Source organism: Herbiconiux ginsengi (assembly GCF_900107435.1).
In the GTDB taxonomy this organism is placed as follows: Bacteria; Actinomycetota; Actinomycetes; order Actinomycetales; family Microbacteriaceae; genus Herbiconiux; species Herbiconiux ginsengi.
Genome location: NZ_FNPZ01000003.1, coordinates 564,377 through 578,916 on the forward strand (window position 1 = coordinate 564,377; position 14,540 = coordinate 578,916).

18 protein-coding genes are annotated in these 14,540 nt (G+C 64.9%); 14 read left to right on the forward strand and 4 right to left on the reverse strand.

Annotated elements, in window-relative coordinates; translation table 11 throughout:
* Positions 1 to 75 precede the first annotated feature (75 nt).
* Positions 76 to 531: a hypothetical protein gene (locus BLW00_RS15445; RefSeq protein ID WP_092555714.1), complete on the forward strand. Its 456-nt coding sequence runs from the start codon at positions 76 to 78 to the stop codon at positions 529 to 531.
* A gap of 212 nt (positions 532 to 743) precedes the next feature.
* On the forward strand, positions 744 to 1,370 hold the full coding sequence (locus BLW00_RS15450) for an SH3 domain-containing protein (protein WP_139256737.1): 627 nt from the start codon (positions 744 to 746) through the stop codon (positions 1,368 to 1,370).
* A 96-nt stretch (positions 1,371 to 1,466) separates the two neighbouring features.
* On the opposite strand, the gene BLW00_RS15455 is transcribed toward BLW00_RS15450, so the two are convergent.
* From BLW00_RS15455 to BLW00_RS15465, 3 genes are all read right to left on the reverse strand, one after another.
* The gene (locus tag BLW00_RS15455) at positions 1,467 to 1,778 is read right to left on the reverse strand and encodes a hypothetical protein (protein WP_092555718.1); all 312 of its coding nucleotides are present in this window, start codon (positions 1,776 to 1,778) and stop codon (positions 1,467 to 1,469) included.
* Positions 1,779 to 1,947: 169 nt separating this feature from the next.
* Positions 1,948 to 2,235: a YrhB domain-containing protein gene (locus BLW00_RS15460; RefSeq protein ID WP_092555720.1), complete on the reverse strand. Its 288-nt coding sequence runs from the start codon at positions 2,233 to 2,235 to the stop codon at positions 1,948 to 1,950.
* 307 nt (positions 2,236 to 2,542) lie between these two features.
* Entirely contained in the window at positions 2,543 to 2,857 is a 315-nt protein-coding gene (locus BLW00_RS15465; protein ID WP_139256738.1) for a hypothetical protein, read from the reverse strand.
* 243 nt (positions 2,858 to 3,100) lie between these two features.
* Here BLW00_RS15465 and BLW00_RS15470 point away from each other — a divergent pair, with 243 nt between their 5' ends.
* Together BLW00_RS15470 and BLW00_RS15475 are read left to right on the forward strand one after the other, a co-directional pair.
* Positions 3,101 to 3,805, forward strand: coding sequence for a hypothetical protein (locus tag BLW00_RS15470; RefSeq protein WP_092555724.1), 705 nt, complete (start codon positions 3,101 to 3,103; stop codon positions 3,803 to 3,805).
* Between the two features lie 69 nt (positions 3,806 to 3,874).
* On the forward strand, positions 3,875 to 4,147 hold the full coding sequence (locus BLW00_RS15475) for a hypothetical protein (protein ID WP_092555726.1): 273 nt from the start codon (positions 3,875 to 3,877) through the stop codon (positions 4,145 to 4,147).
* Positions 4,148 to 4,764: 617 nt separating this feature from the next.
* On the opposite strand, the gene BLW00_RS24275 is transcribed toward BLW00_RS15475, so the two are convergent.
* Positions 4,765 to 4,896 carry a hypothetical protein gene (locus tag BLW00_RS24275; RefSeq protein ID WP_281242416.1) on the reverse strand — a complete coding sequence of 44 codons (132 nt, stop codon included), beginning with the start codon at positions 4,894 to 4,896 and terminating at the stop codon, positions 4,765 to 4,767.
* 93 nt (positions 4,897 to 4,989) lie between these two features.
* Here BLW00_RS24275 and BLW00_RS24445 point away from each other — a divergent pair, with 93 nt between their 5' ends.
* The 10 genes from BLW00_RS24445 (at position 4,990) to BLW00_RS15515 (ending at position 14,531) form a co-directional block, all read left to right on the forward strand.
* A complete protein-coding gene (locus BLW00_RS24445; RefSeq protein ID WP_175494310.1) occupies positions 4,990 to 5,130 on the forward strand; it encodes a ribbon-helix-helix protein, CopG family in 141 nt (46 codons plus the stop codon).
* A 432-nt stretch (positions 5,131 to 5,562) separates the two neighbouring features.
* The gene (locus tag BLW00_RS23025) at positions 5,563 to 6,084 is read left to right on the forward strand and encodes a hypothetical protein (protein WP_217634391.1); all 522 of its coding nucleotides are present in this window, start codon (positions 5,563 to 5,565) and stop codon (positions 6,082 to 6,084) included.
* A gap of 250 nt (positions 6,085 to 6,334) precedes the next feature.
* Entirely contained in the window at positions 6,335 to 6,709 is a 375-nt protein-coding gene (locus tag BLW00_RS15480; protein WP_092555728.1) for a HEPN domain-containing protein, read from the forward strand.
* Positions 6,702 to 7,862, forward strand: coding sequence for a hypothetical protein (locus BLW00_RS15485; RefSeq protein ID WP_092555730.1), 1,161 nt, complete (start codon positions 6,702 to 6,704; stop codon positions 7,860 to 7,862). Before BLW00_RS15480 ends, BLW00_RS15485 begins: the two co-directional genes overlap by 8 nt.
* Positions 7,863 to 7,962: 100 nt before the next feature.
* A complete protein-coding gene (locus tag BLW00_RS15490; RefSeq protein WP_092555732.1) occupies positions 7,963 to 8,940 on the forward strand; it encodes a siderophore-interacting protein in 978 nt (325 codons plus the stop codon).
* A complete protein-coding gene (locus BLW00_RS15495; protein WP_217634392.1) occupies positions 8,937 to 10,013 on the forward strand; it encodes a FecCD family ABC transporter permease in 1,077 nt (358 codons plus the stop codon). Before BLW00_RS15490 ends, BLW00_RS15495 begins: the two co-directional genes overlap by 4 nt.
* The gene (locus tag BLW00_RS15500; RefSeq protein ID WP_245741616.1) at positions 10,010 to 11,083 is read left to right on the forward strand and encodes a FecCD family ABC transporter permease; all 1,074 of its coding nucleotides are present in this window, start codon (positions 10,010 to 10,012) and stop codon (positions 11,081 to 11,083) included. The genes BLW00_RS15495 and BLW00_RS15500 overlap by 4 nt, the downstream gene beginning before the upstream one ends.
* Before the next feature lie 124 nt (positions 11,084 to 11,207).
* Complete coding sequence (locus BLW00_RS15505) at positions 11,208 to 12,008, forward strand: ABC transporter ATP-binding protein (protein WP_092555734.1); 801 nt, start codon at positions 11,208 to 11,210, stop codon at positions 12,006 to 12,008.
* 97 nt (positions 12,009 to 12,105) lie between these two features.
* On the forward strand, positions 12,106 to 13,128 hold the full coding sequence (locus BLW00_RS15510) for an iron-siderophore ABC transporter substrate-binding protein (RefSeq protein ID WP_092555736.1): 1,023 nt from the start codon (positions 12,106 to 12,108) through the stop codon (positions 13,126 to 13,128).
* 332 nt (positions 13,129 to 13,460) lie between these two features.
* Positions 13,461 to 14,531 carry a septum formation family protein gene (locus BLW00_RS15515; protein WP_139256740.1) on the forward strand — a complete coding sequence of 357 codons (1,071 nt, stop codon included), beginning with the start codon at positions 13,461 to 13,463 and terminating at the stop codon, positions 14,529 to 14,531.
* The last annotated feature ends 9 nt before the right edge of the window (positions 14,532 to 14,540 follow it).

The following is a 14,540-nucleotide window of genomic DNA, read 5'->3' on the forward strand; positions in this document are numbered from 1 at the left end:
CGGTTCGCGCTGCGTTCGCTTACATATGTCGCGTGGCTGGCAGGATGTGGTTGGTAACTGAATGGGGGAGCGACCGTGCTGGCTCGTTACAGCAGCGAAGAAATTCGCCGGGCTTGGGCGGAACTCATCGCCGTCCACATCTCGGTCGGATCACCCAGATTCGAGTTCTTCCGCAACGCAATAGCAACGGGCGGTTGGTCGGACGACGGAACGAACGATCCGGTCTACTGGGATGACTGGATCACCGCTCTGTTCGAAGGCCGTGGCATCCGCTGGGCCGATCGAAAGCCTGACGGTGAAAGGCGATTGGGCATGCAGCGGGTGATTCTTGCCACGGGAGAAGTCTCCGAGGTGGAGGTCCGCGAGGGACTGGACACCGAATGGGTGTCAGACCCTCACTCGACCGTTGGCGGGTTGACCGAGGTCCAGGGTCTCCGTGCTTTGGAGCTGCTTCTCGACGTCGAGTGGGCAGAGGGCCGCACTGATTTGGTCGAGCTCCGTGAGCGGTTGTTGAGGGGAGTGCTGCGGTGATCGTTCGGTGTGATCGCATCGGGTCGAGCGCTTCGCTGACCGTCGGCGTCGAATACCCGGTGATCGAGTCTAATTCCGCACCAGACGGACGGGGTTGGATTCGCATCATCAACGACGAGGGAGAACCGCCGATATACCCGGCATCGCTGTTCAGCGTGGTCGACGACTCTGCGCCACCGAATTGGATCACGACCGTTCGAGGTGATGGAGCGGTGAGCACGGCTCCGGCGTCCTGGGGCGAACCTGGGTTTTGGGAAGCCTTCTTCGACAGCGATCCCGTCGCACTGAATGTCTACTACGACGAACTCGCCACCATTCTGGAAGGCCATCCCGACTGGTGGGACAAAGCCCAGATCCACCCTGGCGATCGGATCGAGCGCGAATCGATCGAGATCGCGATGGATTACGGCCAGTTCACGATCTCGGGTGGGGGAGAGTCCGACCCGGTCGCCCTCGTCGAGGCGGCCATCGCCTCCCCGCCCAGCACTGACGACGGGCACACCATCCTCGTTCTGAGTCCGCATCAGAACAACTTCGCGATGCCGATCGACATCGAGCTGTGGAACGGCCGCCCGCGGGACGATCGTCGTGATTGGGAACAGGTCTCCGAGCATGCGCTCGCGGTGGACGCCGCAGGAATCCTCATCGCCTCCCCGACGCTCGACGAGCATCGATACGCGCTCGCCGCGGGCGACTACCTCGTGGAGATCAGCGGTCGCGGTTTCGTTGCGATCGGCTGGCCCGGCACGACGAACCCCAATGACACGTGGCGGATTCGACTCTGGCCGCGACTGGGTCAGAGGCTCGGGCCGGCCAAGACCTGGGATGGGCCAAACTGATTCTCGTCGCCGACGCTATGGTCGCGTTCACGCGGGCCCGGTGAGAGTCGCTTCCAACCCTTTCGCCTGGAACTCGATAAGGCCGCGGAGTAGCCCCTAGCCGACAACCGCCGCGCGCAGTTCGGCGCCCGACGTGACCACCACGAGCCCTGCCTCTGCGAGTTCGAGGGGGATCGATTCGAGAAGGCGCTGAGAAGGCACACACACAGGTCCACCGACGGGAAGCACCGCCCACTCGCCAGTCGCCGCGACCCGGTAGATCGCGTCCCACGCCTGGTCACCGTGGATGTGATTGAACATGAGGCTCTCGAGCGGAACGTCATTGACACCGAAGACCGCTGCCGATCCGTCGTCGGTGAGGATGTTCGCCTGCTGCGCATCGAGCAGGGGAGCCAGTGTGTCCTCCACGAGACCCCGACGATCCAACGGCGCCTCGGAAAAGTCTTGAAGAAACACATCCATGCTCACGGTGTCCCCATCCTAGAAGAGCGGCGGTCGATGACTTCAAACGACTCATTGAGATGCGCGCCCGTCGTTACCGAGCGGGTCACAATCGTAGCTGTGCGTTGTGAGTCTTTCAGGCAGTTTCGGGGTCGAGCCACTCCAAGAATCGGGCGTATTCGTCGGGTCCCGAACCGTATTGGTGAACGCGACCCGTGACCTTTTCGATGACCAACGGGCAGCGGCCGACGAGCTGATCGCTGACCGACCGCGTTTCGAGCCAGCGTTCAGTCGCGAAGTGCGCGATCCACGCACGATCGTGGTCGTCGAGTCTCCAGATGACGACTTTGCCGTTGTCCTCCCGGACTGCCCACCCAGAGACGACCTCATCGGCAATCGCCAACGCCTCTGATCTCTCCACCATGACTTGAGAATAGAGAATAGGGGGACTGCGCCTTCGTGATGACACCTTCCCGTCGGCGATGACTCCTCACAGTACGTCCTGGTTCGTGAGGGTGGCGACGAGGGCGCAACCTCATGTACTTTCGCAGTGGGACCCTTCCGTCGACTTGTGCGGGCTCGCGATTGCCAGTCAAGGATTAGCTGCCACCGCTCGGGGTGGAGCGATGCTCGGGGCGGATGTCTCGCGAAGTAAGCGTCTCGCATCCAATGCGATGAAGGAAGCGTCGGTTGCAAACCATGTCGCGCCGACGACATTCCTGCCCACGGAACTAACGCATAGCGTAGAACCAGCTGCCCTCGTAATCACGTTCCACGGTTTCTTGGGATTGCACGACGACGCCCAGCTCGTCGAGTTCTGCGCGCAAGAATCCGGCTGTTCGCAGCGCGCTAATGACGTTGGCCTTCAGTTCCGGAACTTCTCGCAGAGATTGGGCCGTTGAGTCCGATTCCGTCACCAACCAAACTCCGAGACCCGACAGGGGGAAGGCGGCGACGAAACGTACCTCGATGACTCCGCGAGCCGAGAAAGCGGCTGAGAGTAACGGTTCGGCGGTTTCCAACAGGTTCCAGCGGGGGTCGTTCATCTTCAGATAGTTGCACGAAACTGCCCGACGCGGATCGACCAACGGCCACACTGTGCCAGTTGCCGTCGCGACAACCTTCCTCCACGAGCGCGAGTCCTCACGGTGGCGGTTGTACTCGCTCGGCGCTGACATACTGCCGGTATGAGGATGAGTTCGCGATTTGCAATTCGGATCGTGCTCAGCTTGTTCGGTGTGGCAAGCGTCACGGTTCTAGCAGCAGGATGCAGCCTGCTTCCTGCCCCCATGACCCGAAGCGATGTGCTTGGCGTTTGGGAGGCGCGGGAGGGCCAAAACGTCCTGCAGATCGAACTTTCGGGTGATGGAACGTCGACGGTTTCCGGTCTACCTGCGGCCGTCGTCGCGACTGACCGACCAGCGCAACTCAGCTGGGCAGACACGATCGATTCGACCGGCGATTGGTCATTCTGGACGCCCGGCGCCGACATTGACGTGTCGCTGAGCGACACGGCGCGAGAGGGAATCTACAGCAGCGTCCGTCTAAACCCTCAGGGCAGCGAACTAGTCCTCTACTACGGCGACATCGACTTCCCGTCGCATCTGACCTTGACGCGTGTTGAGGCTCCGTCGACCCCGCCCCCGGAGACCCTTGTTCCTCGGGACCTCGTTGGCTCGTGGGCGTCGAGAAGCGATGGCGATCTCGAACTGCGCGCCGACGGCACCTTTCAACTGACAGACGTGCCACTGCGACTCCTGGCGGTTGACGACACCGAGATCGTTCGAGACGAAGACATCGATGTTTCCGGACGCTGGACCATGATCGAGACACCATTGCCGCTCAGTGAAGTGAGCGGTCCAACATTGTCGCTGTCTGACACATTCGGTCACGACCCAAATCTCTTCGATTCTCTCGGACTGACCTTGCACGAAATGGACGGCGAACTAAGCCTGACGCTCAGCGATGGTAAGGCCAAGTGGAAGTTGCCATAGCCGCAGATAGCGCCCTCCAAGAGATCGGGTCGAGTAACGGGCGCTCAGGGAGAGCAGGAGAATGGAGGCATGATGCCTCCGCCCGCAAATCCTTCTTGGATCGGTTTCACCAAGGAACAATACGAAATTCTCGAAACACTGCACTTCATCGGCAATAACGGGTGGGATCGGAATGGGCAGACCGATGAAATGATGCCGAGGCTGCTTGAACGCGCAGTCGCAGAAAATCTCTCGCTCCCCCGCATCAAGGAAGCGATGTCGGCGGTCGGTCATTCACGGGAGGAACTGCACCAGCTGGACCGGTGGGAGTCCAAGCGCACGACCGGGAAGTTCGGACGCTGAGGGATCGTCCACCGGTCACATCCGTGGGGTGCACGACCTCGCAGTGATCCACGAGGTGAGCAAGCACGCTCGGCGTAGCAAGCCGCTCAAGTGCGGCTTATTCCGACAGGCGCTCGTTTGCCTGTGTAGCAGGATGACGAATCACCATGTTGGTGCCCGGTGCGAACTGCCTTACGCCGTCTGGTCGTCCAGCGGGCGTAAATCACCTACGCGGGGCGCGGGCGTCCCGTTGTTACTGGTATGTCCCAATGTCCCGCCCGATGAAATTGCCCGCTGGGTGCCTTATCCGCAGTACCGAATGGGCAACTAGGGCGATCACTTCATTGCGAGCCGGCCGGACCGGCGACTTGCGGGGGAGGCTCCGACCGAGACACGTTTCCGACCCGCCGCGCGAGCGCTGAGCAGACCGAATATACGACTCGAGTGGAAGCCCCCTCCGCATCCCGCGGATGCACGGCGCCTCTAGTAGAAGTCCGGCCCGTATGTGTCTTTGAGCCACAGGTGGTCGGCGCAGTCCTCGGAGCAGGCCCGGTGGTTGTAGATCATCTTCCCGCGGGGTACCCGGATGCCGCAGTGTCGGCAGCGCCGGAGCCGGTTGCTGAACCGCTCGTGCACGTTCATCGTGGCACCGCCCCGACGTATTCGCGCAGGGCCGCGCAGACCACTGCATTGATGTCCTCGCCTCGTGCCGCGGCAATAAGACGAGCCGTCCGTTCGAGCTGGTCGGGAACCCCGACGATCAGCTCCATTTTGTTGGCTGCATGGGTCCACTTTAAGCAGTGTTCGAACACTGGTCAAGCAAAAACTGATAAAAAATCACGCGCGTCGTGTCACACTAAATTGTGCCCAAGACGCCGATTCATGGATTCCGTATCCCAGCCGACCTCTACGCAGCTGCAGTTGCTAAGGCGGAGAGCGAAGGGCGAACGGTATCGGACGTAGTGCGAGAAGCGCTCATCAACTACGTAGCGTCGAGCGTCTAGCTCACTCTCGATGCTTCGCCCATGTCAACAGGCAGACCCTATGGCTACAGGTCCTGATTTACAGGTGCCGTAGGTGATGCGAGGGGCGGCGCGCTATGTGACGATTGACTGGTGAAGCGTGCTGACCCTCTGACGGTGCGGCCGACCCGATCTGGCACTGAGTCAACTGGAAAGCGCTGCGCCTTTTGTCGTGTACTCATCCCTCGGAGCCAGAGCACGCAGGAGCACATTATTCCTAAGTGGGCGCGGAAACTGCCGACAGTGGAACAAGGCTACGCGGCCCGAGATCCTCGTATGCGACGCGAGTCCCTGCCTGGATACATTCCCGTCTTCGGAACGGGTTCGAATATCCGATACAAGTTGCCCACACGTGCTATCGATCATCCGCTCCACGCGACAACCTCAGTTTGTTTTTCGTGCAACAACGGCTGGATGAGTAGCCTTGAGGAAGCTACCAAGCCTATTCTGGCGCCAATGACGCACATGGGCTTGCCCGCGCTGCAGCCCTTTGGCAGTTTCACCCTGGCTCGTTGGGCATGCAAGGTCGCTATCGCCCTTCAGAATGAGCGAGTCGATGGCTCATCATTTAGTACCGAGCAGATTGCTGACGCCACGGAACTGCGCCCTAGTCGAGCGACACGCGTGTACGCCGCGACTCGGTCATCGCCCGACCAAGTGATGCTCGCAAACCGCATCTTCTTTTTCGCCAGCGACGTCACCGGTTCCGCACTTAGTCCGCCGCGAGCGCAGTTTGGTAACCACGTAGTCGCACTTGGTAGGGTTGCGCTCCTCACTCGCCAGATCAACCCTGCGATTGCAGCGCGCCGATGGAGTAGCTTCTTTCGTGAACCAGGGCCGGGCTGGACTCAGGTCTGGCCGACGCAGACGCTCAGTGACCGCGTGGAAATTGACGATGCAGCGATCCGGCGGACGATGAACGACCTGGCATCCTAGAGTAATCCGGTCGCTCCCAATGTGCGGACGAGTTGGAATCAAGTCCTGATCGGCGCGCTTTGAGGTGACGAGCGCGACGATGAGCAACGGCTGCTCACGTTCTAGATCCGCGTGGTCCCGTAGTCGGTACGACCTATGGCAATACCACCGCGTGAGCGCTGCATCTCCCGGGCAAGGAGTCGATACCCGCGCAGGCGCACTTGGCTACTCCTGCCGCCAAAACGAAATGGGTCTGCCGTAGAGTTTGGGCGTGCCGTCGCCTGAATTGCGTCTAGCGGTCAGATCGAAGATCGCGAAGGCGGAGGAATTTTTCATCATGGCAAACTACGCATTCGAATCGGGAGCATTCGACGCGGCTGTCAGCATGAGCGTATCTGCATCGATCAATGCGTCTGACGCGATTATTCTGAGCCACGGGGGCCTAATTTCGAACGCCGCCGATCACAATCGAGCGACTCGCACCCTGGCAGGCCTTGATCGTGCTGCAAGTCGCCAACTCCAGCGCGCGCTCAGCATCAAACATAAGGCTCAATACTCAATTCAGCGATGCACACAAGCGGACGCGACCACTGGTCTAGCGTTGGCGGAACGATTACTCGAAAGGAGCCAGTCGCCGCATGACTGACCCGATGACCCTGGAAAGCCGGATTCTTCGCTGCTTCGTGATTGGCCCAATCGGAAGTAAATTCGCACCAATAGGGGACCCAGCGCGGGATATCTACGAGGATGCCCTTGACGTATTCGAGAAAGTGGTGCGTCCCGCGTGCGTCGCATTCGGTCTTGATCCGGTGCGAGCAGACCAGATTGCCGCGACCGGCGAGATCACGGAACAAGTATTTCGGCGGTTGCGCGACGATGAGGTTGTGATTGCTGATCTGAGCGGCGGTAATCCGAACGTCATGTACGAGCTTGGCTTACGACACACCAAGCCGCTACTCACAATTCAGATCGGAGAGTACGGCCAACTCCCTTTCGATATTTCAGCAATCCGCACCATCCAATTTTCGCGTTCTGAGCGAGGGCTAATCGATGCGCGAAAGGAGTTGGAACGCGCGCTCAGTATTGGTTTGGCCGAAGGAAGCGGCGAGGTCTCTGCGACGCGCCTTTGGAACGAACGAAGCGCGGGAGGTGCCAGCTTTCTAGAGATCGAAGAGCCGCCCACTGCGGAGAGCGAAGCCGAATTGTACGATCCGGAGTTGGAAGGCGACGGATTCATTGAGCGGATCGCAGCATTCGAATTAGTGGTTCCCTCTGTTGTCGCTACTACAGCGAATATTGGCGAGGTGGTTGAGGGAATGGGGCAGTTGGCCGTGCTGTCGTCGGCAGACATGCAGTCTGCGAACAACAGCGGGGCGACAGCGCAGCAGCGTCTGGGAGTCATCGCGAAGTTCGCGACAGAACTTCAACCCAAGGCAAATGAACTTGATGGCCTGACGCTCGAGTTTGAAGAGCAGATGGCGAACGTGGATGCTCAACTGTCCGGAGTTCTTGCGTATCTCGACGAACATCCAGAAATGGTTAATGACGACACCGGAGATTTCTTCGATAGCATCGGCGGGCTTGCTAGGTCCACGCGAGAAGCGATGGAGAATTTTGGCCAGTTCAAGAGCTCCCTCGACGCGCTTGCCGGGATGAGTAAAATGCTGCGAAAGCCCGCCCGAGACGTATCCAACGCGGTGCACCGCATGATCAAGTCAGCTCAGCTTGCCGACAACTGGGAGACAGCGATTGTCGGGATTCGCCAAAAGTTGCTCGCAAAGCAAAGTGAGGACTTGTGACGAGAGCTAATAAGGCATGTCTCGCCTAGCCGCACATTGAGATGCGGCGAGGTTCAACCAGGCGGAGACACCCATCGAGGCGGCCTGGCATACTTAGGTAATGCTTACCTATGCTGCGAGCTCCGAGACCGTGCGCGACAAGCGACCCTCGTACCGGCCTTACCGCGCCACCGTGGCGCGGATCGTGCAGGTGAGCCCTAGCTTCAAACGGGTCACGTTCACGGGCGAGGAGTTCGCGACGTTCGGCAGCGCCGGACTCGACCAGCGCATCAAGGTCGTGCTCCCGCACGCCGACGGCGGGTACGGGGAGTGCGGATGGTTCGATCCCGACGTGCTCGCCGCCGGCACCTGGTATCAGCGGTGGCGCGAGCTCGACGAGTCCGAGCGCAACCCGTTCCGCACCTACACCGTGCGCGCCATCCGGCAGGCCGAGCGCGAGCTCGACGTCGACTTCGTCGTGCACGACGAGGGGCATGACGCGCCCGCGGGTCCCGCCGCTAACTGGCTGGCACGCGCTAAAGAGGGCGACGAGATCGTCATCGTCGGGCCCGACGACCTCAGCGTCGACTACAGGCTCGGCCTCGACTGGCGACCCGGCGACGCCATCGACTACCTGCTCGCCGGCGACGAGACCGCCGCGCCCGCCATCTGCAGCATCCTCGAATCGCTGCCCGCCGGCACCCGGGCGCACGCGTTCATCGAAGTGCCGCATCCGGATGACGCCGTCGACATCAGCACGGATGCCGACGTGTCCGTCACGTGGCTGGGGCGCGCATCCGGGAACCCTGACCTGCAAGACGCCGTGCGCGCGTGGGTCGGAGAACACCGCGACCGCATCGCCCCGGCGCTCGCCGCCGAAGAGCAGGAGCTCGCCGACATCGACGTCGACGTGGAGATGCTGTGGGATTCGCCGGAGCCCGACGCCGAGCATCCGTCGACCAACTTCTACGCGTGGCTGGCGGGGGAGTCCGCGTGCATCAAGGCGATGCGGCGGCTGCTCGTCACCGAGGTGGGGGTCGACCGGCACCGCGTGGCCTTCATGGGCTACTGGCGTCGCGGCAAGGCCGAAGCGCAGTGACGCGCCCCGCGCCGGCGACGGTCGCGGGACCCGCGGGCTCGGCGCCCGCATCCGCACCCGGCCCGGCGCTCGTGCGGCGGCGGCTCGCGCGCATCCTCGGGCTCGTCGCCCTGCTCGTGGTAGTGCTGCTGGCCGTGGGGGCGAGCCTCTTCCTCGGGTCGCGGGCTATCGACCTGAGCGCCGTCATCGCCGCCCTCACCGGCCACAGCGCCGACGCCACCGAGCAGATGGTGGTGCTCGACCTGCGCGTGCCCCGCACCGTGATCGGGCTCGTCGCCGGCGCCTCCCTCGGGCTCGCGGGGGCGCTCATGCAGGGGCTGACGCGGAATCCGCTCGCCGATCCGGGACTGCTCGGCGTCAACGCCGGCGCCTCCCTCGCCGTGGTGGTGGCCATCGCCGTGTTCGGCGTCGGCGCGCCCAGTGGATACGTGTGGTTCGCATTTCTCGGCGCCGCGCTCGCCGCCGTGATCGTCTACGCCGTCGCGTCCGGACGCAACGGACCCACCCCGCTCTCCCTCACGCTCGCGGGCGCCGCCGTTACCGCCGTGCTCACGAGCGTCATCACCCTCGTGCTGTTACGCGACCTCGACACCCTCGCGCAGTACCGGTTCTGGTCGGTCGGCTCGCTCGTCGCCCGCGATCTCGGCACCGTTCCGCCGCTCCTTCCCTTCCTCGTCGTGGGCGCGATCCTGGCGCTGCTCCTCGGCCGCAGCCTCAACGGACTCGCCCTCGGCGACGACGTGGCCCGCGGCCTCGGCCAGCGCGTCGGCCTCACCCGCGCGGTGGCCGGGATCGCCATCATCCTGCTCTGCGGATCGGCCACCTCCCTCGCCGGACCCCTCGTCTTCGTCGGACTCGTCGTCTCCCACGTCGCCCGCCGCATCGTGGGGCCCGACTACCGGTGGATTCTCGCCTACTCCATCCCGCTCGGCGCCATCCTGCTCGTGCTCGCCGACACTGTGGGGCGGCTCATCGCCCAGCCCGCCGAACTCGAAGCGGGCATCGTGGTCGCCATCATCGGCGCACCCCTGCTGATCGTGCTCGTGCGCCGCGACCGGGCGGTGATCCGGTGACGTCGACACTCGACTCAGACATCCGGATGCTCGGAGCCGTGCGCTCGGCGACCCGTCGGCGTGTTCTCGTGGTGACCGGCATCCTCGTCGCCGTTCTCGTGGTGCTCGCCATTCTGGCGCTCATGCTCGGCAACCGGATCGTGGCGCCCGGCGACGTGCTGGCCGCCGCGTTCGGCCAGGGACCGGGCGGCGACCGCTTCGTCGTGCAAGGTCTCCGTCTTCCCCGTCTCACCCTCGCACTGCTCATCGGTGCCTGCTTCGGGCTCGTCGGCGCGGTGTTCCAGAGTCTGCTGCGCAACCCGCTCGCGAGCCCCGACATCATCGGCATCTCGCAAGGAGCCAGTGGCGCGGCCGTCGGCGCCATCCTGCTTCTCGGATGGAGCGGCATCTCCGTCTCGTTCGCCGCTTTCGGGGGCGCCGTGATCGTCGCGGCGGCGATCACTCTGCTCGCGGGTGGCTTCGGGCCCGTCGGGAGTTCGGGACGATCCGGGGCCGTCGGCTCCCGCTTCGTGCTCATCGGCATCGCCCTCGCCTTTCTCGCCCAGGCCATCATCGGCTACCTGCTCACCCGCGCCGACGTGCGCGACGCGCAATCCGCCCTGGTGTGGCTCGTCGGCAGCATCGGCACCGTGCAGCCCGCCGAGCTCGTGGTGACGGCCGTCGGGGCGCTCGTGCTGTCCGTGGCGCTCGCTGTTCTCGCACCGCGGCTCCGGATGCTCCAACTCGGCGACGAAGCCGCCACCGGACTCGGGGTGCGCGTCACCCGCACCCGGCTGCTCCTCACCCTCGTGGGCGTCGGATTCGCGGCGGTTGCCACTGCGGCGGCCGGGCCCGTGGCGTTCGTGGCCTTCGTGTCGGCGCCGATCGCGCGGAGGTTGCTCGGGGGGACGGGGCCGGCGCTCGTCACGAGCGCGCTGGTGGGGGCCGTCGTGGTGACGGGTGCCGACATCGTGGCGCAGCACGCCTTCCCTGGGCTGCAGGTGCCCGTCGGCATCGTGACGGGCATCATCGGCGCGCCCGTCCTGCTTCTCCTGCTGGCGCGGGGCAACCGAACGAAGGGGGCCGCATGAGCCGTGCGCCGAACCCACCCCCGCTGCCCACGGGACCTGACCGAGCGGGCGGTGAGAGGACCAGCGCGACCGCGCGCATCCGGCTCGCCTGCTGCGATGAAATCGACCGAAGGAGAGGGGCTGCATGACCTCGCATGAACTGCGGGCCGAGGGGCTCGCGCTCGGGTACGAGGGGCGGCGGGTGGTCGAGGGGCTCGACCTCGTGGTGCCGGACGGGCGCGTGACCGTCATCGTCGGGCCGAACGCGTGTGGCAAGTCGACGTTGCTGCGGGCGCTCGCGCGGTTGATGCGGCCCGAGGAGGGCGTCGCATCCCTCGACGGCACGGATGTGCACAAGTACCCGAGCAAGCAGCTCGCCACCGTGCTCGGGTTGCTTCCGCAGCAGCCGATCGCTCCCGAGGGCATCACCGTCGCCGATCTCGTGGGGCGCGGGCGCTTCCCGCGCCAGGGGCTGTTCCGGCAGTGGACGGCGGCCGACGACGAAGCCGTGGCGCATGCGCTCCGCTCGACCGGCACCGACGACCTCGCCGCCCGCCACATCGAAGAACTCTCGGGCGGACAGCGCCAGCGCGTCTGGATCGCCATGGCCCTCGCTCAGCAGACCGACATCCTGCTGCTCGACGAACCCACCACCTTCCTCGACGTCACCCACCAGATCGAGGTGCTCGACCTGCTGCAAGAACTCAACCAGGAGCGCGGCACCACCGTCGTGATGGTGCTGCACGACCTCAACCTCGCCGCCCGCTACGCCGACCACCTCGTGGTGATGTCGGCGGGGCGGATCGTGGCCGAGGGCGGGCCTCGCGACGTCATCTCGGCGTCGTTGGTCAAGGAGGCGTTCGGGCTCGAGTCGCTCGTCATCGACGACCCCGTGAGCGGCTCCCCGATGGTGGTGCCGATGGGTCGGTTCCACGGGCGGGGCTGAAATCGGGGGAGCGGATGCGTTAGGGTAGTTAGGTAAGGCAATCCTTACTGCGCGACATTCTGTCGCATCCACAGCCCCGACTCGCAGGAGAACATCCATGCCCCGACGCCTGAAGCTGGCCGCTCTCGTCGCATCCACCGTCGCCACCGCCCTCGTGCTGGCCGGATGCGCCGGAGGCAGCAGCGCCGAATCCACCTCGTCTGCCGAAGCCGACGCCGGTGGACCCGTCACCATCGAGCACGCCTTCGGCGAGACCACCGTTCCCGCCGACCCGCAGCGCGTCGTGACGCTCGGCTGGGGGAGCACGGATGCCGCGATCGCGCTCGGCACGATCCCCGTCGCCATCCCGTTCGACTCTTACGCGGGCAACTCCGACGGCGTGCTGCCGTGGGTGGCCGACGCCCTCGACAAGGCCGGGGTCGACACCCCGACGGTGCTGCCCGAGTCGCCCGACGAGCCACCCTACGAGGCGATCGCCGCGGCCGACCCCGACGTCATTCTCGCCGTCTACTCGGGCATCACCGAGGAGCAGTATGAGACGCTGTCGCAGATCGCCCCCACCGTCGCCTACCCCGACCAGGCGTGGAGCACCCCGTGGCGCGACGTCGTGACCACGGTCGGCAAGGCGCTCGGCAAGTCCGCCGAGGCGGAGACGGTGCTGGCCGACATCGACTCCCAGATCGCTGCCGCGGCGGCTGCGCATCCGGAGTTCAAGGGCAAGACCATCGCCGCGGTCGTCGACTCGGCGGGCACGTTCTACGTGTACAAGAAGGAAGACCCGCGGGTCGAGTTCCTGCTCGACCTCGGCTTCGTGAACGCCCCCTCGGTCGACGAGCTGGCGAACGGCGACTCCACCTTCTACTACACGCTGAGCTACGAGCAGCTCGACAAGCTGAGCTCGGACGTGCTGGTCGACTACGCCACCACGCAGGACGAAGCGGATTCGTTCCTGACCGCCCCGCAGACATCCGTCATTCCCGCGGTGGCGTCCGGGCACGTGGCGCAGGTCGTGGGCACCTCGAACATCTCGGCGGTCTCCCCGCCCACCGCGCTGTCGCTGCCGTGGGGGCTCGACTCGCTGGTCGACGCGCTGGCGGCGGCCACCGCCGGCACGAAATAGGGTCGCCGGCCGACTCGCTCAGCGTTCGCCTTCCGTTTCGGGAGGAGGAGAAGGACACCTCAGCCTGAACAGGGCACGGTGATCGTCTCCTCCTCCCGAAATGCATGTGACCACCGACGTTCGTGAAATCGGGCGCCGACTACCCGCCGCTCAACCTGCCGCCGCGCTACCGCCGGCGGAGACGTGGACAGACTTCCCATCGCGCTCGTGGCCTCCCGAACCACTAGCCCGCGCTGGGCAACCACGTCACCTGATCGACGACAGGTGTCGATAGAGTGTCCTCCGGACAGCCCGGATCTGCGCGGGCGCGAGCAACAGGCGGGGTGGCGACGGTGTCGAACGGGGACTACGGATGGGGCGCGTCCGAGCGCAGGCGGGGTCGGGATGACGACCGGTACTTCGGCCGGGGGCTGGGCTACTCGCTGCTGGTGGTTCCGATCGCGGTGCCGGTGTGGCTGATCATCTGGCAGTCGGGCTGGATCTCGAGCATCGTCGCGTTCGGCACGGCCTTCGGGGCTGCCGCACTCTTCCGCTACGGCGCGAAGGGGCACGTGTCGACTCGCGGCGCCGTCGCCATCTCGGTGGTGGCATCGGTCACCATCCTCGTCTGCGTGGGCGCCTCGATGCTGTTCGACGCGAGCACGATGTACGCACCCAGTGAGCCGACGTTCGGCGGGCTCTCCGAACCGGGCTTCTGGAGCTGGCTGACCGACACGTATCTCGCCGACCCGTCGGTGGCCGCGGCCGTGGCCTGGAGCGCCGCGCTCAGTCTCTTCCTCGGCGCGCTCGGAGCGCTGCCGACCCTGATCGGGTTGTTGCGCGGCCGTACCGCCGGGGGTCGGGTCGCGATGTTCCTCGCGCCGCTGGGAATCGCGGTGACGTCGATCGCCATCCTCGGGCTGCTCACGGCGAACGGATACGGCGGCGGCATCGGCGCACCTGCGACGGCGCTCGGATCGGGTGGCGGAGCGGCCGGAAACGCGCAGGCCCCGGCATCCTTCGAACCCGTCATCGCGGTCGGATCGTGCGTCACGGGCGTCGGCCAGGCCACCGAAGCCGAACAGGAGATGGATCAGCCCGACGTCGTGTCATGCGATCAGGCACACGACGCCGAGGTCGTCTACGTGGGCTCGGTCGACGAGGCAGCGGCCGGGCCCGATTATCCGGGCGCCGAGTGGCTGTCGGATGCCGCGGCCGCGCAGTGCACCCCGGCCGTTTCGGAGTTTCTCGGGGTGCCGTGGGAGCAGTCGGGTTACGGGATGCAGATGGTCTACCCCTCCGACGGCTCGTGGGCCGCCGGCGATCGCGCGTTGGCGTGCTGGCTGCAGAACCCGGCCGGGCCGACGATGGGCAGCCTGCGCGGCGCGGGCGCGCTGCCGGGCGGCGCGGGCGCCACGGCGTAGGCGCTCGCC